This window comes from Cupriavidus pauculus (assembly GCF_003854935.1).
GTDB classification, from domain to species: domain Bacteria; phylum Pseudomonadota; class Gammaproteobacteria; order Burkholderiales; family Burkholderiaceae; genus Cupriavidus; species Cupriavidus pauculus_C.
Genome location: NZ_CP033969.1, coordinates 1,459,762 through 1,479,946, shown reverse-complemented (window position 1 = coordinate 1,479,946; position 20,185 = coordinate 1,459,762). Strand labels below are relative to the sequence as shown.

The window sequence follows — 20,185 nt, the reverse complement described above, 5'->3', positions numbered from 1 at the left end:
TCAGGGCTTGCGGTCGGCCGGACGGCGGCGCGGGCCGCGCACCAGCTTCCAGAGCCCGCCCAGCACCAGCGGCACGATGGCCGCGCCGATCCCGGCCAGCACGATCAGGTTCAGGTACTGCTTGATGAACGGCAGGTTGCCGAAGAAGTAGCCGGCAAAGACCAGGCCGAACACCCACAGGGCGGCGCCCAGCACGTTGAAGAGCTGGAAGCGCGCGAACGTCATCTGCGACACCCCCGCCACGAACGGCGCAAACGTCCGCACGATCGGGATGAAACGCGCCATGACCAGCGTCTTGCCGCCGTGGCGCTCGTAGAAATCGTGCGTCTTGCGCAGCGCGTTCTGGTCCAGGAAGCGCCACTGGTGGTCAAACACCTTCGGCCCGATCCAGCTGCCGATGAAATAGTTGACGGTGTTGCCGATCACCGCGGCCGCGAACAGCAGGCCGCAGAGCATCCACTCGTTCATGGCCCCGGTGGCGCACATGGCCCCCGCGATGAACAGCAGCGAATCCCCGGGCAGGAACGGCACGACCACGAGGCCGGTTTCCGCGAACACGATGGCAAACAGGATGCCGTAGACCCAGACGCCATAGTCCAGGACGAACTGACCGAGGAATTTGTCGACATGCAGGATCATGTCGAACAGGTGCAATGCGGTATCCAAATTTGACCTCTCTCTCGTGAAGGCCCCCATCATACAAGAGCCATGAAACCGTTCCGGCCCCTGCCGGTCCGGAGTGCGCCGAAAAGGTGTCCGGCCGCACGTATAATCGCCCGCATGCCTGCCGACGCCGCCCTGCCCGAAGCCCGGGCCTCCCTCCGCACCACCCAGCCCGGCCGCCCGATCCGGCCGTTGCCCGATCAACTGATCAGCCAGATCGCCGCCGGCGAGGTGGTGGAGCGGCCCGCGTCGGTGGTCAAGGAACTGCTCGAAAACGCGCTCGACGCCGGCGCCACGCAACTGGGCATCCGGCTGGAGGAAGGCGGCGTGCGCCGCATCGTCATCACCGACAACGGCTGCGGCATTCCCGCCAGCGAACTGCCGGTGGCCCTGATGCGGCACGCCACCAGCAAGATTGCCTCGCTCGACGAGCTGGAATCGGTGCTGACGCTGGGCTTTCGCGGCGAGGCGCTGGCGTCCATCGCTTCCGTGTCGCACCTCGTGCTGACCAGCCGCACGGCCGGCGACGCCCATGCCACGCAGATCAGCGCCGATACCGGCCACGTGCAGCCCGCGTCCGGCGGGGTCGGCACGATGATCGACGTCCAGCACCTGTACTTCAACACGCCGGCGCGCAGAAAGTTCCTCAAGTCCGAGCAGACCGAGCTGGGCCATTGCCTGGAGATGATCCGCCGCGCGGCGCTGGCACGGCCCGACGTCACGATCTCGGTCCACCACAACGGCAAGCCGCTCGAACACTGGAACGCCGGCGACGTGGCCACGCGCACCGCCCAGGTGCTGGGCAGCGACTTCGCGCGCGCCCGGCTGGCGCTGGACGAAGGCGCCGACGCGCTGCACCTGTACGGCTTTGCCGGGCTGCCCACCGCGTCGCGCGGGCGGCCGGACCAGCAGTATTTCTTCGTCAACGGCCGCTTCGTGCGCGACAAGCTGCTGAACCACGCCGTGCGCAGCGCCTACCAGGACGTGCTGCACGGCGACCGCTTCCCGTCGTACGTGCTGTGCCTGGACCTGCCGCCCGAGCTGGTCGACGTCAACGTGCACCCGTCGAAGATCGAAGTGCGCTTCCGCGAATCGCGCGCGGTGCACCAGTTTGTCTACCACGCCGTGCAGCGCTGCCTGGCGCGCCAGGCCGGCGAACAGGGCGACAGCCTGCATTCCGATACCGGCGACGGTGCCGGGCTGGTGCCGATGCCGGCGGCACGTCCGGCCGGCGTGCCCGGCGCCGCGCCGCAGTGGATCAACTATTCGGCCGGCCGCCAGAGCGAGCTGGGCATCGCCCAGCCGCGCCAGGCGTACCTGGGCATGGTGCGCGAGGCTACCGCGCCGGCGTCCGGCGACACCGCGCGGGCCTGGCAGCCGTCCCCGCAGCCGCCGGCCTGGCTGGCCGATGCCCAGGCCGCCCGCGCCGACGAGCCGCCCGGCCTGCTGGACCGCCTGCCGTCGCGCGACGCCGGCCTGCCGGCCACGAACGATGACGATGCCGACGCCGACCATCCGCTCGGCTACGCCATCGCCCAGCTCCACGGTATCTACGTGCTGGCGCAGAACGCGCGCGGGCTGGTGCTGGTCGACATGCACGCGGCCCACGAACGCATTCTCTACGAGCAGATCAAGACCGGTCTCGACGCCCGCGACCTTGCGGTGCAGCCGCTGCTGATCCCGGTGACGCTGCCCGCCAGCCCGGTCGAGATCGGCGCCGCCGAGGAACATCAGGAAACGCTGCAGTTGCTGGGCTTCGACATCGCGCCGGTGTCGCCCACCACGCTGGCCGTGCGCGCGGTGCCGGCGCTGCTGAAGCAGGCCGACGCCGAGGCGCTGGCGCGCGACGTGCTGCGCGACCTGCAATCGTTCGGCGGCTCGCGCGTGCTGGCCGAGCGCCGCAACGAACTGCTGGCCACGCTGGCGTGCCACAGCGCCGTGCGCGCCAACCGCAAGCTCACGGTCGAGGAAATGAACGCGCTGCTGCGCCAGATGGAGCAGACCGAGCGCGCCGACCAGTGCAACCATGGCCGTCCCACCTGGGTCCAGTTGACCGTGACCGAACTCGACCGCCTGTTCCTGCGCGGCCAGTAACCTGCCTGCAAGATGTCCGCGCAGTCTTCCACTCACCCGCCCGTCGTCTGCCTGCTGGGTCCCACCGCCTCGGGCAAGACCGCGGCGGCGCTGGCCCTGGCCGCGCGCCGGCCCGTGGAGATCATCAGCCTCGATTCGGCGCTGGTCTATCGCGGCATGGATATCGGCACGGCCAAGCCGACGCCCGGCGAACTGGCCAGCGTGCCGCACCACCTGATTGACATCATCGACCCGCTCGACAGCTACTCGGCCGCGCAATTCGTGACCGATGCCGAGCGGCTGGTGGACGATATTCGCGCGCGCGGGCGCACGCCGCTGATCGTGGGCGGCACGATGCTCTACTACAAGGCGCTGACGCAGGGGCTGAACGACCTGCCGCAGGCCGACCCGGCCCTGCGCGCCGAGCTGGACGCGCTGGCGGCCGCGCGCGGCTGGCCGGCGCTGCATGCGATGCTGGCCGAGGTGGACCCGGTGACCGCCGCCCGCCTGGCGCCGAACGATGCGCAGCGCATCCAGCGCGCGCTCGAAATCTTCCGCCTGAGCGGCCAGCCGATGTCGGCGCTGCTGGCCCGCCAGGCCGATGCCCGCACGTTCGCCGGCGCCGCCGACGCGCGCTACCGGGTGATCGCGCTGGAGCCATCGGACCGCGCCGTGCTGCACGCGCGCATCGCCGCCCGCTTCGACGCCATGCTCGAAGGCGGCCTGCTGGACGAGGTCAAGGCCCTGCGCGCGCGCGGCGACCTGCACCTGGGCCTGCCGTCGATGCGGTGCGTCGGGTATCGGCAGGTCTGGGAGTATCTGGATGGCGACTGCGACTTCGCCAGCATGCGCGAGCGCGGCATCGCCGCCACGCGCCAACTCTGCAAACGCCAGTTGACGTGGCTGCGCAGCACGCCCGAGCGCGTGTCCGTCGATGCGCTGGCGCCCGACTACGTCGCCCAGGTGGCCCGCGCCGCGGGCTGGTGATCGCGCCAGAGCTGGACGATAATCGGCGTTCACTTTTTCAAGCGCCGATGCTCGGCACGCCCCGCCATGACCCCGTACTCGATCCGCCCCGCCACGCCCGCCGACAGCGCCACGCTGTTCCGCCTGATCTCCGACCTGGCCGAATACGAAAAGCTGACCCATCTGGTGGAAGCCACGCCGCAGAAGATCGAAGCCGCGCTGTTTGGCGCCCGGCCCCACGCGGAAGCGGTACTCGTGGAAGTCGACCAGGATGGCGCCCCGCGCGCCGTGGGCTTTGCGCTGTTCTTCCACAATTTCTCGACCTTTCTGGCCAAGCCGGGGCTCTACCTGGAAGACCTGTTCGTGGAACCGGCCTGGCGCGGCCACGGGCTCGGCAAGGCCCTGCTCAAGCATCTGGCGGCATTGGCCGTGGCGCGCGACTGCGGCCGCTTCGAATGGTCGGTGCTCGACTGGAACCAGCCGTCGATCGACTTCTACCGCGCCATGGGCGCCGACGTGATGCCGGACTGGCGGATCTGCCGGGTAACGGGGGAAGCGTTGCGGGAGCTGGGGGCGGCGTAGGAAAGCCGCGGAGGGAGGTTTCTCCCCTCTCCCGCCATGCGGGCGAGGGGAGCACTACACCGGTGGGGCGTTACACCACCACCGTCTGGGCCTGGCCTTCGGCGCGTTCCTGGATCTCGCCGATCTGCCACACGGCTTCGCCGGCGGCCTGCAGGTGGCGGATGGCGCGTTCGGCGTCTTCCTTGCCGACGATCACCACCATGCCGATGCCGCAGTTGAACACGCGGTGCATTTCGGCGTCGGCCACGTTGCCCTGGGCCTGCAGCCACTGGAACAGCGGCGGCAGCGTCCAGGCGTCCTTCTGGATCACGGCGGTCAGGTTGTCGGCCAGCACGCGCGGCACGTTCTCGGTCAGGCCGCCGCCGGTAATGTGGGCCATGCCCTTGACCGGCAGCGTCTCGATCAGCGACAGCAGCGGCTTCACGTAGATGCGCGTGGGCGCCATGATGGCGTCCTGCAGGCGCTGGCCGTGGAAATCGGCATTCAGGTCCGGCTTGGCCACCTCGATGATCTTGCGCACCAGCGAGTAACCGTTCGAGTGCGCGCCCGACGAGGCCAGGCCCAGCACCACGTCGCCCGGGCGGATCGTCGTGCCGTCGATGATCTTCTTCTTTTCCACCGCGCCGACCGCAAAACCGGCCAGGTCGTACTCGCCGTCCGGGTACATCGACGGCATCTCGGCGGTCTCGCCGCCGATCAGCGCGCAACCGGCCAGTTCGCAGCCGTGGGCGATGCCCTGTATGACCGTCGCGGCGGTGTCCACGTCCAGCTTGCCGCAGGCGAAGTAGTCGAGGAAGAACAGCGGCTCGGCACCCTGCACCAGGATGTCGTTCACACTCATCGCCACGAGGTCCTGGCCCACGGTGTCGTGGCGGTTCAACTGGAACGCCAGCTTGAGCTTGGTGCCCACGCCGTCCGTGCCGGAGACCAGCACCGGCTCCTGGAACTTCTTCGACAGCTCGAACAGGGCGCCGAAACCGCCGATGCCCGCCATCACGCCTTCGCGCATGGTGCGCTTGGCAAACGGCTTGATGCGGTCGACCAGGGCGTCGCCGGCATCGATGTCAACACCGGCATCGCGGTAGGAAAGGCCTGCCTGGCCGGCGGTCGGGGATGCGCTCATGAGAACCTGCTTGTCTTTGAGGAGGGTGAAGTGTGGAATCCGCCGCTTTTTGACGCGCTTCCCGGACCGTTGGGGACAATCGGACGCGGGGCGCGGGCGCGACTCCAGTAAAATCGCGATTTTAACGGATACAGGCTCCCGGCGACCAGTAGGCGGGCGCATCGGCCTGCTAGCGCACCCGCATCGCGCAAGTTACGGATTCGTCATGTCACCGCGTCAAAGTCACAAGCAGCTATCTCTCGAACTGGGCAGCCCGCCCCCTTCGACGTTCGAGAATTTTTTCGTGGCTGCCAACCGCGAGCCCGTGCAGCGGCTGAAGGAACTGCCCGGCCAGGTGGCACGCGAGCAGGCCAACGACCGGCTGGTCTACCTGTGGGGCGACATGGGCTCGGGCCGCACGCACCTGCTGCACGCGGTCTGCGACGGCGCCATCCACGCGGGACTGAACTGCCGCTACCTGAGCCCGCACCACGCACTGGCCGACTTCATCTTCGATCCAGCCTGCCAGGTCTACACGGTCGACAACGTGGAGCTGCTGGACGAGGCGCGCCAGATTGCCGTGTTTTCGCTGTACAACGAAGTGCGCGCCCATGTGCGCTGCGCGCTGATTGTGGCGGGCGGCCTGGCGCCGCGCGCGATGCCAGTACGTGAAGACCTGCGCACACGGCTGGGCTGGGGGCTTGTCTACCAGCTCCAGCCGCTGTCCGACGAGGACAAGATGGCCGCGCTGGTGCAGGCCGCCAGAGAACGCGGGCTGCAGCTATCGCCCGAAATCCCGCACTGGCTGGTCACGCGCCATTACCGCGACATGCCGAGCCTGATGGCCCTGCTGGACGCGCTGGACATGTATGCGCTGGAGCGCAAGCGGGCCGTGACGCTGCCGTTGCTGCGCGAAATGTTCGCCGAATTCCGGGAGTAGCCGACCCGCCCCCCATCCGCGGGGCCGGCCACGCGCCGCCCCACCCCCGCCCGGGCCAGGCCGACCGCCCGCGGCACCTTAATGTAAAATCGCGCCCCATGAATCTGGCACTGTTTGACCTCGACCACACCCTGATCCCGACCGATAGCGACCACGAATGGGGCCGCTTCCTGGTCCGCATGGGCGTCGTCGACGAGGAATCGTATCGTCGCAAGAACGACGAGTTCTACAGCCAATACAAGGCTGGGACGCTCAATATCCAGGAATTCCTGCGCTTCGCGCTGGCCCCGCTGGCGGCCAACCCGCGCGACCGCCTGGACCAGTGGCGCGTGCGCTTCATGCACGAGGTCATCGAGCCCGTCATCACGCCGCAGGCCAAGGCGCTGGTGTACAAGCACCTGGAAGCCGGCGACCTGTGCGCCGTGGTCACCGCCACCAACAGCTTCGTCACCGCCCCCATCGCGCAGGCATTCGGCATCAAGCACCTGATCGCCACCGACCCGGAGACCGTCGACGGCAAGCCCGAGAGCGCCTTCACCGGCGAGGTCATGGGCGTGCCGAGCTTCCGCGAGGGCAAGATCACCCGCGTGGAAAGCTGGCTCAAGAGCCTGGGCGCGAAGTGGGACGACTTCGGCACCACCACGTTCTACAGCGATTCGGCCAACGACCTGCCGCTGCTCGAAAAAGTCAGCGAGCCGATCGCCGCCAACCCCGACGACCGCCTGCGCAACCACGCGGCCGCCGCCGGCTGGCGCATCATGGACCTGTTCTGACGTGATCAAGAAGCTCATCACCCGGCTGCTCGGCAAGCCGGGGCCGAAACAGCGCCGCACCGGCCGCGCCCACATGCCGAACATCGTCGGCGTCGACGAACACCGCATCGATCCGTCCCTGATCTCGCGCAACGCCGTCAAGGTGACGTCCACGCTCCAGCAGGCCGGCTACCAGGCCTTCATCGTGGGCGGCGCCGTGCGCGACCTGCTGCTCGGCATCAAGCCGAAGGACTTCGACGTGGCCACCAACGCCACGCCAGAGCAGGTGCAGGCCCTGTTCCGCCGCTCGCGCATCATCGGCCGGCGGTTCCAGATCGTCCACGTGACGTTCTACGGCGGCCGCGAGCAGGAAATCATCGAAGTCTCCACGTTCCGCGCGCTGGTCGACGCCGTGGCCAGCGAGACGCTGCCCGAGGGCCGCCGCCTGAAGCGCGCGGAGCTGGACAGCAAGACGCATGCGATCGACGCCAGCGGCCGCGTGCTGCGCGACAACGTCTGGGGCTCGCAGGCGGAGGACGCCGAGCGCCGCGACTTCACGATCAACGCGATGTACTACGATCCGGCCGCCCAGACCGTGCATGACTACCATCACGGCATGGAAGACATCCGCGCGAAGACGCTGCGGATGATCGGCGACCCCGTCACCCGCTACCGCGAAGACCCGGTGCGCATGCTGCGCGTGGTGCGCTTTGCGGCCAAGACCGGCTTTGGCATCGACGAGGCCACGCGCCTGCCGATCGGCGAGCTGGCGCCGCTGATCCACAACGTGCCCAGCGCGCGGCTGTTCGACGAGATGCTGAAGCTGCTGATGTCCGGCCACGCCTGGGCGTCGCTGCAGGAACTGCGCAAGGCCGGCCTGCACAAGGGCCTGCTGCCGCTGCTGGACGTGGCGATCGAGCAGCCGATGGGCCAGCGCTTCGTGCAGCTTGCGCTCGACAACACAGACCGCCGCGTGCAGGCGGGCAAGCCGGTATCGCCGGGCTTCCTGTTCGCGTCGCTGCTGTGGCACCACGTGCTGCAGCGCTGGACCAAGCTGCGCGAAGGCGGCGAGCACCCGATCGCCGCGCTGAACACGGCCATGGACATGGTGCTGGAAAAGCAGACCGGCCAGCTGGCCATCCAGCGCCGCTTTGTCACCGATATGCGCGACATCTGGGGCATGCAGCCGCGCTTTGAAAAGCGCGTGGGCCGCATGCCGTACCGGCTGCTGGAATCGCCGCGCTTCCGCGCGGGCTACGACTTCCTGCAACTGCGCTGCCAGGCGGGCGAACAGCCGGCCGAGCTGGGCCAATGGTGGACGGACTTCCAGAACGCCCATCCCGAGGAACGCGAGACGCTGATCGACGCCGTACGGCCCGCGCGCGGCAAGTCCGGCAAGGGCGGCGCACGCGGCGGCGATACCGCCCATGAAGGTGCCGAAGGTGGCGCGGACGCCGGCGACGAAGGCGGCGCGGAGTTCGCCGGCGGCCCCGAGGGCGACGCCCCGGCACGCAAGCGGCGCCGCCGGCGCGGTCCGCGGAAATCGGATAAAGTGTCTTCCCGCAGCGAGGCGGATGCCGCCGACCGGACCGATGGAGGTCAGTCCGAGCCGGATCCCCGCCGCGCCCAGCCGGAGGAATAACATGACGCTCGCCTTCATCGGCATCGGCGCCAATCTTGGCGATGCGCGCCAGGCATTGAAGGACGCGATCGTGTGCCTGGCCCAGCAGGTCGGCATCACGGTCGTGGCCCGGTCTTCGTTCTATCGCACCGCGCCGGTCGACGCGACGGGCGACGACTACTTCAACGCCGTGGTGAAGATCGAGACGTCGTTTACCGCGCCGCAGCTGCTGCGCATCTGCCACCACATCGAAGACCAGTTCGGCCGCGAGCGGCCGTTCCAGAACGCCCCGCGCACGCTGGACCTGGACCTGCTGCTGTTCGGCGCCGATGCCATCAACACCGAGACGCTGACCGTGCCGCACCCGCGCATCACCGAGCGCGCGTTCGTGCTGGTGCCGCTGCTGGAACTGGACCCGGCGCTGGAGATTCCCGGCCACGGCCGCGCGGCCGGCTACCTGCCCGGCGTGCAGGGCCAGCGCATCGAGAAGCTTTCCTCATGCAAGTGCACCCGCTTGCAGGAAGGCAACGCGCCGACCTGAGCGCGACGGAGCATCCCGGCCATGCTCGATCACCTGCGCCGCATCGTCATCGAAGGCCCCGTCGGCTCCGGCAAATCGGCGCTGGCCCAGCGGCTGGCGCAATACCTGCGGGCCGGCGAACTGCCCGACGGCGCCCGCCACAATCCCTTCCTGGAACGCTTCTACCGTGAACCGGCGCGCTACGCGCTGCCGATGCAGCTGGCGTGCCTGAACCAGCGTGCCACGCAGTTGCAGCAGTGGCAGGCGGCGATGCTGGCCGGCCATCGGATGATCACCAACTTCGTAGCCCCGCGCGACCGGCTCTACGCCGCGCTGACGCTGGAGCCCGACGAACTCGCGCTCTACGATGCGCTGGCCGCCCGGCTGGCGCTGCCCGCGCAGCGCGTGGACCTGGTGATCCTGCTGCAGGCCACGCCATCGCTGCTGCGCGAGCGCATCCTGCGGCGCGGGCTGCCGGGCGAAACCGCCATCGACGAGTCGTACCTGCAGCGCCTGCACGACGCCTATGGCGAGCTGTTCCACCGCTACGACGACGCGCCGGTGCTGATCGTCGATACCGCGCATTTCAATCCGGTGGACAACGACGGCGATTTCCGTACACTACTGTCGCGCATCGAGACCATGCGGGGCCGCAAGGCTTTCCTGAATCTCGCCGCGCCCTGAGTCTGCTCCACCCGCCGCTGCAAAGACGCGCCTAAGGCCCCCGGCAGCACGACACGATAACGACAACGGCCGCCGCCGGGGCGTATCCGGCGCTCCACGGCCGCCACTCCTACGGGCACCGCCATGAGTTACCTCCTCGATCCCTCCCGCAAGACCGTCACGATCCCCCGGCTGCAGGCCATGCGCGACGCGGGCGACAAGATCGCCATGCTGACCGCCTACGACTCCAGCTTCGCCGCGCTGCTCGACTACTGCGGCGTGGAGATGATCCTGGTCGGCGATTCGCTGGGCAACGTGATGCAGGGCCAGCAGACCACGCTGCCCGTCACGCTGGAGCACATGGCCTACCACACCGAATGCGTGGCGCGCGGCAACCAGACCGCGCTGCTGGTGACGGACCTGCCGTTCGGCACCTATCCCACGCCCGAGAAGGCGTTCGAGAGCGCCGCCACGCTGATGCGCGCCGGCGCGCAGATGGTCAAGCTCGAAGGCGGCGAATGGCTGGCGCCCATCGTGAAGTTCCTGGTCGAGCGCAGCATCCCGGTCTGCGCCCACATCGGCCTGACGCCGCAGTCCGTGCACGCGTTCGGCGGCTTCAAGGTGCAGGGCAAGACCGAGGCCGGCGCCGCGCAACTGAAGCGCGACGCGCAAGCCCTGGAAGCGGCCGGCGCGCAGGTCATCCTGATGGAAGCCGTCCCCGCCAAGCTGGCCGGCGAAGTCACCGCGCTGCTGAAAGTGCCCACCATCGGCATCGGCGCCGGCGTGGACTGCTCGGGCCAGGTGCTGGTGCTGCAGGACATGCTGAACATCTACCCCGGCCGCAAGGCCAAGTTCGTCCGCAACTTCATGGAAGGCCAGACCTCGATCGAGGCCGCCGTACGGGCCTACGTGACCGCCGTGAAGGACAGCAGCTTCCCGGCGGAAGAACACACGTTTTCGGCTTGAGCGACGGCTCCGGCCAGCCGTGATGGCTCGCTTGGTTGGCTTCCCTCTCCCGCGCGCGTGGAGTAAGCCGGGCGCAAACGTAATGCCGTAGCTTGGTTTGGCTCCCCTCTCACGCCTGCGGGAGAAGGGTCGGGGGTGAGGGCCGGCGCTTGCACGACCATACGGGCGTCTCGCAGGTTGAGCCGCTGGCCCTCTCCCCCGACCCCTCTCCCGCGCGCGGGAGAGGGGAGAAAACCGCGGGCTACGGCACGGGTAATGCCGGGGGTGCTCCCATCTCCCGCGCCCGTGAAGCAAGCCGGGCGCAAGCGTAATGCGGTAGCTTGGTTTGGCTCCCCTCTCCCGCCTGCGGGAGAGGGGCTGGGGGTGAGGGCCGGCGCTTGCACGACCAGACGGGCGTCTCGCGGCCTGACCCTCTGGCCCTCTCCCCCGACCCCTCTCCCGCGCGCGGGAGAGGGGAGAAAACCACGGGCTACGACACGGGTAACCGGGGGCGTTGCTCCCATCTCCCCCGCACGTGGAGTAAGCCGGGCGCAAACGTAATGCCGTAGCTTGGTTTGGCTCCCCTCTCTCGCCTGCGGGAGAGGGGCTGGGGGTGAGGGCCGGCGCTTGAACGACCAGACGGGCGTCTCGCAGGTTGAGCCGCTGGCCCTCTCCCCCGACCCCTCTCCCGCGCGCGGGAGATAGGAGAAAACCGCGCGGAGCTACACGCCTCGTCAATCCCGCTGCCGCCGCACCCTCACCCGCATCACGCCGCGCAGTGCATTGCCGATGACTACCGACTCGGCGCGCAGCACCATGTCCCGTGTCACCGGCGCCTCTTTCACCGGGCCGTCGATTGCCGCATCTCCTTCCTCGATCACCACGGCCCGCATCACGCCGGGCAGGATATCGGCCGACAGCGGCGGGGTCAGCCATTGCCCGTCGACCTTGACGAACACCGACGAGCGCCCGCCTTCCAGCAGTTCGCCGCGTGTGTTGAAGAACAGGCGGTCGAATGCGCCGGCCTGCTCGGCGGCCTGCCAGCCCTGGTCGAAGGTGGCGCGTGCGCTGTGCTTGTGGCGCCGCAGCGGATCTGCCACCGGCAGCGGCGTGTCCCCCAGTTCGACGGCCACCTCGCCCGCCGGCAGCGGGGCCAGCGCGCCGCTGGCGAACGTGACCGCGCCCTGCTTGTCGATTGCCATCCGCAGACGCCAGTCGCCATCGCCAAGCCGGCCCGCTTCGGCCTGCAGCGCCGCGCGCACGGCCGGCAGGTCGATGGCGAAGCCGAACGCGTGGCACGAGCCCGCGATGCGGGCCAGGTGCCGCTCGCGGTGCCGGACCACCCCGTCGCGCGCGTGCATGGTCTCGAATAGCGTGAAGCCCGGATCGTGAGCCGTCAGGAAGCGCGCCTTCCAGCCGCACTCGGCGAATTCGTCGTCGGCCACGCTGTCGTGGACGATGCCGCCGCCCACGCCCATTTCGCCGCGCCGCAGGCCGTCGTCGGCCACCGGCCCCAGCACCAGCGTGCGGATGGCGACGGACAGCCCGAACGCGCCCAGCGTCTGCGCATCGCGCGGGGCGTCGAGCCAGCCGATGGCGCCGGTGTAGAGTCCGCGCGGCGCCGTCTCCAGTTCGGCGATGATCTGCATGGTCCGCCGCTTCGGCGCGCCGGTGATCGACCCGCACGGAAACAGCGCCTGCATGGTCGCCCCGAACGACGTGGCCGGCCGCGCGGTGGCGGTGACCGTCGACGTCATCTGCAGCACCCGGCCGAACGGTTCGACGATGAAGCGCGCCGGCACCTGGACGCTGCCCGGCACGGCCAGCCGCCCGAGGTCGTTGCGGAGCAGGTCGACGATCATCACGTTCTCGGCCCGGTTCTTCGGATCGGCGGCCAGCACCCTTGCCGACCGGGCGTCGGCGTCGGCATCGCCGGTGCGCGGGGCCGTGCCCTTCATCGGCCGGGCCACCAGATGCCCGTCGCCATCGTGCGCGACGAACAGTTCCGGCGACAGCGACAGCACCCAGCCATCGCCGGGCAGCCGGGCCAGCGCGCCGAACGGCACCGGCTGGGCCGCGCGCAGCGCCGCGTAGAACGCCACCGGGTCGCCGAACGCCTGGAAGCGCAGCCGCTGCGTGAAGTTGACCTGGTAGGTGTCGCCGGCCGCGATATAGGCGTGGATGCGGGCGATGGCGTCGGCGTACTGCTGGCGCGACAGGTTGGCGGCCACGCCGAGCACGCCGGCCGGGCCGGGCTGGCGGCGCGCGTCCAGCCAGGCCGCCACCGCGCCGGCGTCGAGCCGCGCCAGCGACCGGAACCACATCAGCCGCAGCGCGCCATCGTGGAACGGCAGCGCCGTGTCGACGTGCACCGGCGCGTCGACCAGATGGCCGCCGTACTCGTAGGGCGCGAACAGCGCGGCGTGCAGGCCGGCCTGCCAGCCCTGCGCCAGCAGCGCGTCCAGCGTGGCGGGGTCGGTGCCGGCCGGCAGCACGTCCTGGCGCGCGAAGCCGGTGTACAGGCGCGACGCGGCCACGCCGGGCGCGTGGGCGTCATCGAGAAGGACGAAAGGATCGGAAAAGTCGGACAAGGCGCGGGCGTGGTGGGTTGTGCGGCGGCGGGCGGGCCATCCTGCACCAACCATACATAAAAAAACCGGCCACGTTGCGCACGTAGCCGGTTTCAGTTTCCAGCCGCCGCCGGATCAGCTGAAGAAGCTCTTCACCTTGTCCAGCCAGGATTGCTCCTGCGGGCTGTGGCGCGAGCCGCCTTCGTGAACCGAGCGGTCGAACTGGCGCAGCAGTTCCTTCTGGGCGTCGGTCAGCTTGACCGGCGTCTCAACGAGCACATGGACGTAGAGGTCGCCAGGATAGCCCGAGCGCACGCCCTTGATGCCCTTGCCGCGCAGCCGGAACGTCTTGCCGGCCTGCGTGCCCTCGGGCACCGGGAAGCTGGCCTTGCCGCCCAGCGTCGGCACTTCCAGCTCGCCGCCCAGCGCCGCCGTGGCGAACGAGATCGGCATCTGGCAGTGCAGGTCGTCGCCGTCGCGCTCGAACACCTCGTGCGGCTTGATGTGCACTTCGACGTAGAGATCGCCCGGCGGCCCGCCGTTGATGCCCGGCTCGCCGTTGCCCGACGAGCGGATGCGCATGCCTTCGTCGATCCCGGCCGGGATCTTGACCTCCAGCGTCTTCTGCGACTTCAGCTTGCCCTGGCCGTGGCACTTGGTGCACGGCTTGGGGATGAACTTGCCGCTGCCGTGGCACTTCGGGCAGGTCTGCTGCATCGTGAAGAAGCCCTGCGACACGCGCACCTGGCCGATGCCGTTGCAGGTCGGGCAGGTTTCCACCGACGACCCCGGCTCGGCGCCCTTGCCGTGGCAGTGGTCGCAGTCGTCCCAGTGCGGCACGCGGATCTGCGCCTCGTGGCCGTGCGCGGCCTGCTCCAGCGAGATTTCCATGCTGTAGCGCAGGTCGGCGCCGCGATACGCCTGCGGGCCGTTGCCCCGGCGGCCACCGGCGGCCGCCTGGCCGAAGATGTCGCCGAAGATGTCGCCGAATGCCTCGGCAAAGCCGCCGCCGCCAAACCCGCCGGCACCAAATCCGCCGGCCATGTTCGGGTCCACGCCGGCGTGGCCATACTGGTCGTAGGCCGCCTTCTTCTCGGGGTCGGAAAGCATCTCGTAGGCTTCCTTGACCTCCTTGAATTTTTCCTCGGCTTCCTTGTTGTCCGGATTGCGGTCCGGATGGAATTTCATCGCGAGCTTGCGATAAGCCTTCTTGATCTCGTCGTCGCTCGCGTTCTTGCCTACCCCGAGCACTTCGTAGTAGTCACGTTTTGCCATGGTGGCTCATACCTGATTGGCCCGGCGGGTCTGGAAAAACCCCGCCGCGCGATAAGCAAAAAAGCCGAGCGCGGTGTCCGACCGTGGTTTGCACCGCAAGTCAGACCACCGTCGCCCGGCGTGGGGGGCGGGCGGCGGCGCCGGCATCACCTGGCGCCGCCGCCCCCGTCCCGCTTACTTCTTGTCGTTCACTTCCTTGAATTCGGCATCCACGACGTTGTCGTCCTGCGGCTGGGCCTGCTGCTGCGCGCCCGCGCCACCGGCCGCGCCCGCGGCGCCGGCTTCGCCAGCCTTGGCCTGCATCTCGGCGTAGACCTTCTCGCCCAGCTTCTGGCTGGCTTCGGACAGCGCCGCCACCTTGGCGTCGATCTCGGCCTTGTCGCCGCCGCGTGCGGCGTCTTCCAGTTCCTTGATCGCCGTTTCGATCTTTTCCTTCTCACCGGCCTCCAGCTTGTCGCCATGCTCGGTCACGGCCTTGCGGGTCGAGTGGATCAGCGCGTCGGCCTGGTTGCGGGCGTCAGCCAGCTCGCGGGCCTTCTTGTCTTCCTCGGCGTTGGCCTCGGCGTCCTTGACCATGCGCTGGATCTCGTCTTCCGACAGGCCCGAGTTCGCCTTGATCGTGATGCGGTTTTCCTTGCCGGTGGCCTTGTCCTTGGCGCCCACGTGCAGGATGCCGTTCGCGTCGATGTCGAACGAGACCTCGATCTGCGGCGTGCCGCGCGGCGACGGCGGAATGCCTTCCAGGTTGAATTCGCCCAGCAGCTTGTTGCCGCTGGCCATCTCGCGCTCGCCCTGGAACACCTTGATCGTCACGGCCGGCTGGTTGTCGTCGGCGGTGGAGAACACCTGGGCATGCTTGGTCGGGATGGTCGTGTTCTTGCTGATCATCTTGGTCATCACGCCGCCCAGCGTCTCGATGCCCAGCGACAGCGGCGTCACGTCCAGCAGCAGCACGTCGGTACGGTCGCCCGACAGCACCGAGCCCTGGATGGCGGCACCCACGGCCACGGCTTCGTCCGGGTTCACGTCCTTGCGGGCTTCCTTGCCGAAGAACTCGCGCACCTGCTCCTGCACCTTGGGCATGCGGGTCATGCCGCCCACCAGGATCACGTCGTCGATGTCGCTGACCTTGACGCCGGCGTCCTTGATCGCGGTGCGGCACGGGTCGATCGTGCGCGAGATCAGGTCTTCCACCAGCGCTTCGAGCTTGGCGCGCGTGATCTTCAGGTTCAGGTGCTTCGGGCCCGAGGCGTCGGCCGTGATGTACGGCAGGTTGATCTCGGTCTGCTGCGAGCTCGACAGCTCGATCTTGGCCTTCTCGGCCGCTTCCTTCAGGCGCTGCAGGGCCAGCACGTCCTTCGACAGGTCGACGCCCTGTTCCTTCTTGAACTCGCCGATGATGTAGTCGATGATCCGCTGGTCGAAGTCCTCGCCGCCCAGGAACGTGTCGCCGTTGGTCGACAGCACCTCGAACTGCTTCTCGCCGTCCACGTCGGCGATCTCGATGATCGAGATGTCGAACGTGCCGCCGCCCAGGTCATAGACGGCGATCTTGCGGTCGCCCTTCTCGTTCTTGTCCATGCCGAACGCCAGCGCGGCCGCGGTCGGCTCGTTGATGATGCGCTTGACGTCCAGGCCGGCGATGCGGCCGGCATCCTTGGTGGCCTGACGCTGGGAATCATTGAAGTACGCCGGCACCGTGATCACGGCCTCGGTCACCGGCTCGCCCAGGTAGTCCTCGGCGGTCTTCTTCATCTTGCGCAGCACTTCGGCGGACACCTGCGGCGGGGCCAGCTTCTGGTCGCGCACACCCACCCATGCGTCGCCGTTGTCGGCCTTGACGATGGCGTACGGCATCAGGCCGATGTCCTTCTGGACTTCCTTTTCCTCGAACTTGCGGCCGATCAGGCGCTTCACGGCGTACAGCGTGTTGCGCGGGTTCGTGACGGCCTGGCGCTTGGCGGGCGCGCCCACCAGGATCTCGCCGTCTTCCATGTAGGCGATGATCGACGGCGTCGTGCGGGCGCCTTCCGAGTTCTCGATGACCTTCGGCGTGTTGCCTTCCAGCACCGACACGCAGCTATTGGTGGTACCGAGGTCGATACCGATGATCTTACCCATAGTGTTCTCTCCTTATTCGCCCTGTCTCTCATCAGGGGCTTGCATACTCGACTGAGGGCGAAATGTGGCCGTCCCGGGCCATTTCAAGGGCGAAATCGGCAATGCCGAGTAAATTTCTCGGTTTTTGGCCGTCTGCGCCCGCCTTCGGACGAATGTTACGTATAAATTACTTTTCGGGGTGCCGGGTGCGCTGCCAGAGCACGTCGCTGCCGCCGCCCGCGCGGTTCAGCACGCGGGCCAGCACGAACAGCAGGTCCGAGAGCCGGTTCAGGTACTGACGCGGCGCCTCGTTGAGCGCTTCGGCGGCGCCCAGCTCCACCAGCGACCGCTCGGCGCGGCGCGCCACGGTGCGGCAGACGTGGGCCTGGGCGGCGGCACGGCTGCCGCCGGGCAGAATGAACTCGGCCAGCCGCGGCAGGCTGGCGTTGTAGTGGTCCAGCCAGGCGTCGAGCTGGGCCACCTGGGGCGGCTGGAGCAGCGTGTAGCCGGGGATCGACAGCTCGCCGCCCAGGTCGAACAGGTCGTGCTGGATATGGAGCAGCGCGTCGCGCACGTCGTCGGGCAGGCCCGGCTCGGTCAGCAGCAGGCCGAGATGGGAATTCAGCTCGTCGACGTCGCCGATGGCGGCGATGCGCAGGCTGTTCTTGCCCACGCGGCTGCCGTCGCCCAGGCCGGTGGTGCCGGCGTCGCCGGTGCGCGTGGCAATCTTGGACAGGCGGTTGCCCATGCCGGTCTCCTTGGTCAATGAGGGTGTGTCCGGGGCCGATCGGCCCGGTCAAGCGGCGCAATTATGGCCTGCTTCCGGCTCGGGCTGGCCGTTTATCGGCCCGGTGACGGCAAAAGCCCACCGATCCGGGGGCGCGCGCGGCGTAGGCCGGTCGTAGAATAGCGGCATTCGACTGCATACAGCGCCATACGGCCCGCCCGGAGACCCGCATGAACCACCCCACCCCTGCCGCCGCCCTGGCGCGCCGTCTGTTCCCGTCCGCGCTGGCCGACGCCCTGTCGGCCCGCTTTGCCGAGCGGTTCTCCACCTCGGCCGGCGTGCGCGACCATCACGGCCGCGACGAGTCGCCGTTTCCGCCCGCGCTGCCTGACGCCGTGGTCTTTGCCCACACCACCGAGGAAGTGGCCGACGTGGCGCGGCTGTGCAACGCCCACGGCGTGCCGCTGATTCCCTACGGCGCCGGGTCGTCGCTGGAAGGCCACCTGCTGGCTGTGGCCGGCGGCGTCAGCCTGGACTTGTCCCAGATGAACCGCGTGCTGGCCGTGCACCCCGAGGACCTGACCGTCACGGTCCAGCCCGGCGTGACGCGCAAGCAGCTCAACCAGGAGATCAAGGACACCGGGCTGTTCTTCCCGATCGATCCGGGCGCCGATGCGTCGCTGGGCGGCATGTGCGCCACCCGGGCATCGGGCACCAACGCCGTGCGCTACGGCACCATGCGCGAGAACGTGCTGGCGCTGACCGTGGTGACGGCCGACGGCCGCGTGATCCGCACCGGCACCCAGGCGCGCAAGTCGTCGGCCGGCTACGACCTGACGCGCCTGTTCATCGGCAGCGAGGGCACGCTGGGCATCATCACCGAGGTCACCGTGCGCCTGTACCCGCAGCCGGAGGCCATCTCGGCGGCCGTCTGCGCGTTCCCGAGCATGGGCGACGCCGTGCGCGCGACCATCCAGACCATCCAGCTTGGCGTGCCGGTGGCCCGCGTGGAGTTTGTCGATGCGCTGGCCATCCGCGCGATCAACCGGCACGACAACCTGACGCTGCCCGAAACCCCGCACCTGTTCTTCGAATTCCACGGCACCGAGGCAGGCGTGCGCGAGCAGGCCGAGACCGTGCAGGAAATCGTCGCCGAGCACGGCGGCCAGGGCTTCGAATGGGCCACCCGCCCCGAAGACCGCTCGCGGCTCTGGAACGCGCGCCACACGGCCTACTTCGCCATGCTGCAGCTCAAGCCGGGCTGCCGCGCGGTAACCACCGACGTCTGCGTGCCGATCTCGCGCCTGGCCGACTGCGTGACCGAGACCGAGCGCGACCTGAACGCGTCGTCGCTGCCCTGCCCCATCGTCGGCCACGTCGGCGACGGCAATTTCCACGTGGCGATCCTGGTGGACACGGCCCGGCCCGAGGAAATGGCCGAGGCCGAGGCGATCAACCGCCGCATCGTCGAACGGGCGCTGTCGATGGGCGGCACCTGCACCGGCGAGCACGGCGTGGGGCTGCACAAGATGGGCTTCCTCGTGCAGGAGCATGGCGAGGACGCGCTGGACCTGATGCGGGCGATCAAGGACGCGCTCGATCCGAACCACATCCTGAACCCGGGCAAGATCTTCAGCGCCACGCGCTGAGCCACGGCCATGGCATCGGTTTTCCAACGTGTGCCGCCGCTGCACCTGCTGATCGCGTTCGAATCGGCGGCGCGGCTGGGCAGCTTTGCCCGCGCGGCCGAGGAGCTGTCGGTCACGCCCAGCGCGGTGTCGCACCGGATCAAGAACCTTGAGGAGCTGTGGGGCGAGGACCTGTTCGTGCGTTCCAACGCCGCGCTGCGGCTGACCGCCGCCGGCACGCGCTACCAGCGCAACGTGCAGGACGCGCTGAAGTCGCTCAACGAACTGGCCCGGCCCGAGTACAACAAGCTGCGCACGCGGCTGCGGGTGGCCATCCCGCCCACGTTCGGCCGCCAGCACCTGGTGCCGCGCCTGCCCGAGTTCAGCGCGCTGTACCCGCATATCGACCTGGAGCTGCACCTGGCGGTGCCGTTCCTGGACGTCAAGGCCGAGGACACCGACATCGAGATCCGCTACGGCACGGGCCGCTATCCGGACCTGAAGACCACGCGGCTGCTGGTGGAGCAGGTGTTTCCGGCCTGCGGGCGGGAATACTACGAACGGGTGAACGGCTTCGCGGTGACCAAGCCCGAGGACCTGCACAACCTGACGCTGCTGCGCAGCCCGCTGGAGCCATGGCGGCCGTGGTTCGAGACCGCCGGCCTGGACTGGCCCGAGCCGCAGACCGGCGCCCAGTTCAACGACATCGGGCTGATGCTGGAAGCCATCGTCTCGAACCAGGGCGTGGGGCTGGTGCGGCAGCGCATGGCGCGGCAGTGGCTGGCGGCGGGCCAGATGGTCAAGCTGCTGGATATCGAGTCGGTGTCGCCGCACGGCTACTACATCGTGGAGCGCGAACAGGCGCCGCTGATGCCCGAGGCGCGCTACTTCATCGACTGGCTGCTCGGGCTGGACTGGTAGCGTCCGAGCCACTACGCTGGAATCGTCCCCCGGCCCGCGGCGGCCGGCATGAACCATTTTGATCGGGTTGCCATGCCGAATTCACGTGCGCCGGGGCCCGCCTGGCGAGGGGCCTGCGCTATAGTCTGCCGTCCCGG

Annotated in this window: 17 protein-coding genes; 11 read left to right on the top strand and 6 right to left on the bottom strand. The window is 68.9% G+C overall.

Annotated elements, in window-relative coordinates:
- Nucleotides 1–696, bottom strand: a complete 696-nt coding sequence (locus EHF44_RS08515; RefSeq protein WP_409558978.1) for a VTT domain-containing protein — start codon at nt 694–696, stop codon at nt 1–3.
- An 84-nt stretch (nt 697–780) separates the two neighbouring features.
- On the opposite strand from EHF44_RS08515, the gene mutL reads away from it, so the two are divergent.
- The 3 genes from mutL to EHF44_RS08500 all read left to right on the top strand — a co-directional run bounded on the left by mutL (nt 781) and on the right by EHF44_RS08500 (nt 4,284).
- Complete coding sequence (mutL, locus tag EHF44_RS08510) at nt 781–2,757, top strand: DNA mismatch repair endonuclease MutL (protein ID WP_124683343.1); 1,977 nt, start codon at nt 781–783, stop codon at nt 2,755–2,757.
- Nucleotides 2,758–2,769: 12 nt separating this feature from the next.
- A complete protein-coding gene (miaA, locus tag EHF44_RS08505) occupies nt 2,770–3,723 on the top strand; it encodes a tRNA (adenosine(37)-N6)-dimethylallyltransferase MiaA (protein WP_124683342.1) in 954 nt (317 codons plus the stop codon).
- A gap of 66 nt (nt 3,724–3,789) precedes the next feature.
- Nucleotides 3,790–4,284 carry a GNAT family N-acetyltransferase gene (locus EHF44_RS08500; protein ID WP_124683341.1) on the top strand — a complete coding sequence of 165 codons (495 nt, stop codon included), beginning with the start codon at nt 3,790–3,792 and terminating at the stop codon, nt 4,282–4,284.
- Between the two features lie 70 nt (nt 4,285–4,354).
- Here the strand turns inward: EHF44_RS08500 and purM are convergent, their stop codons facing one another.
- The gene (purM, locus tag EHF44_RS08495) at nt 4,355–5,407 is read right to left on the bottom strand and encodes a phosphoribosylformylglycinamidine cyclo-ligase (protein WP_124683340.1); all 1,053 of its coding nucleotides are present in this window, start codon (nt 5,405–5,407) and stop codon (nt 4,355–4,357) included.
- A 205-nt stretch (nt 5,408–5,612) separates the two neighbouring features.
- Here purM and hda point away from each other — a divergent pair, with 205 nt between their 5' ends.
- From hda to panB, 6 genes are all read left to right on the top strand, one after another.
- Nucleotides 5,613–6,326 carry a DnaA regulatory inactivator Hda gene (hda, locus tag EHF44_RS08490; RefSeq protein WP_124683339.1) on the top strand — a complete coding sequence of 238 codons (714 nt, stop codon included), beginning with the start codon at nt 5,613–5,615 and terminating at the stop codon, nt 6,324–6,326.
- 98 nt (nt 6,327–6,424) lie between these two features.
- Nucleotides 6,425–7,099, top strand: coding sequence for an HAD family hydrolase (locus EHF44_RS08485; RefSeq protein WP_124683338.1), 675 nt, complete (start codon nt 6,425–6,427; stop codon nt 7,097–7,099).
- Between the two features lies 1 nt (nt 7,100).
- A complete protein-coding gene (gene pcnB / locus EHF44_RS08480) occupies nt 7,101–8,720 on the top strand; it encodes a polynucleotide adenylyltransferase PcnB (RefSeq protein WP_124683337.1) in 1,620 nt (539 codons plus the stop codon).
- A gap of 1 nt (nt 8,721) precedes the next feature.
- Nucleotides 8,722–9,240, top strand: coding sequence for a 2-amino-4-hydroxy-6-hydroxymethyldihydropteridine diphosphokinase (gene folK / locus EHF44_RS08475; protein WP_124683336.1), 519 nt, complete (start codon nt 8,722–8,724; stop codon nt 9,238–9,240).
- A 21-nt stretch (nt 9,241–9,261) separates the two neighbouring features.
- On the top strand, nt 9,262–9,903 hold the full coding sequence (locus EHF44_RS08470; RefSeq protein WP_124683335.1) for a deoxynucleoside kinase: 642 nt from the start codon (nt 9,262–9,264) through the stop codon (nt 9,901–9,903).
- 123 nt (nt 9,904–10,026) lie between these two features.
- Nucleotides 10,027–10,848, top strand: a complete 822-nt coding sequence (gene panB, locus EHF44_RS08465; protein WP_124683334.1) for a 3-methyl-2-oxobutanoate hydroxymethyltransferase — start codon at nt 10,027–10,029, stop codon at nt 10,846–10,848.
- A gap of 713 nt (nt 10,849–11,561) precedes the next feature.
- Here the strand turns inward: panB and pabB are convergent.
- From pabB to EHF44_RS08445, 4 genes are all read right to left on the bottom strand, one after another.
- The gene (gene pabB / locus EHF44_RS08460) at nt 11,562–13,472 is read right to left on the bottom strand and encodes an aminodeoxychorismate synthase component I (protein WP_124683333.1); all 1,911 of its coding nucleotides are present in this window, start codon (nt 13,470–13,472) and stop codon (nt 11,562–11,564) included.
- Nucleotides 13,473–13,532: 60 nt separating this feature from the next.
- Nucleotides 13,533–14,672, bottom strand: a complete 1,140-nt coding sequence (gene dnaJ / locus EHF44_RS08455; protein WP_124683332.1) for a molecular chaperone DnaJ — start codon at nt 14,670–14,672, stop codon at nt 13,533–13,535.
- A gap of 174 nt (nt 14,673–14,846) precedes the next feature.
- On the bottom strand, nt 14,847–16,793 hold the full coding sequence (dnaK, locus tag EHF44_RS08450; RefSeq protein ID WP_124683331.1) for a molecular chaperone DnaK: 1,947 nt from the start codon (nt 16,791–16,793) through the stop codon (nt 14,847–14,849).
- Nucleotides 16,794–16,959: 166 nt separating this feature from the next.
- Nucleotides 16,960–17,520: a cob(I)yrinic acid a,c-diamide adenosyltransferase gene (locus tag EHF44_RS08445; RefSeq protein ID WP_124685038.1), complete on the bottom strand. Its 561-nt coding sequence runs from the start codon at nt 17,518–17,520 to the stop codon at nt 16,960–16,962.
- A gap of 209 nt (nt 17,521–17,729) precedes the next feature.
- Between EHF44_RS08445 and EHF44_RS08440 the strand changes: the two genes are divergently transcribed.
- Complete coding sequence (locus EHF44_RS08440) at nt 17,730–19,148, top strand: FAD-binding oxidoreductase (RefSeq protein ID WP_124683330.1); 1,419 nt, start codon at nt 17,730–17,732, stop codon at nt 19,146–19,148.
- Nucleotides 19,149–19,157: 9 nt separating this feature from the next.
- Complete coding sequence (locus EHF44_RS08435) at nt 19,158–20,048, top strand: LysR substrate-binding domain-containing protein (protein ID WP_124683329.1); 891 nt, start codon at nt 19,158–19,160, stop codon at nt 20,046–20,048.
- Nucleotides 20,049–20,185: the final 137 nt, after the last annotated feature.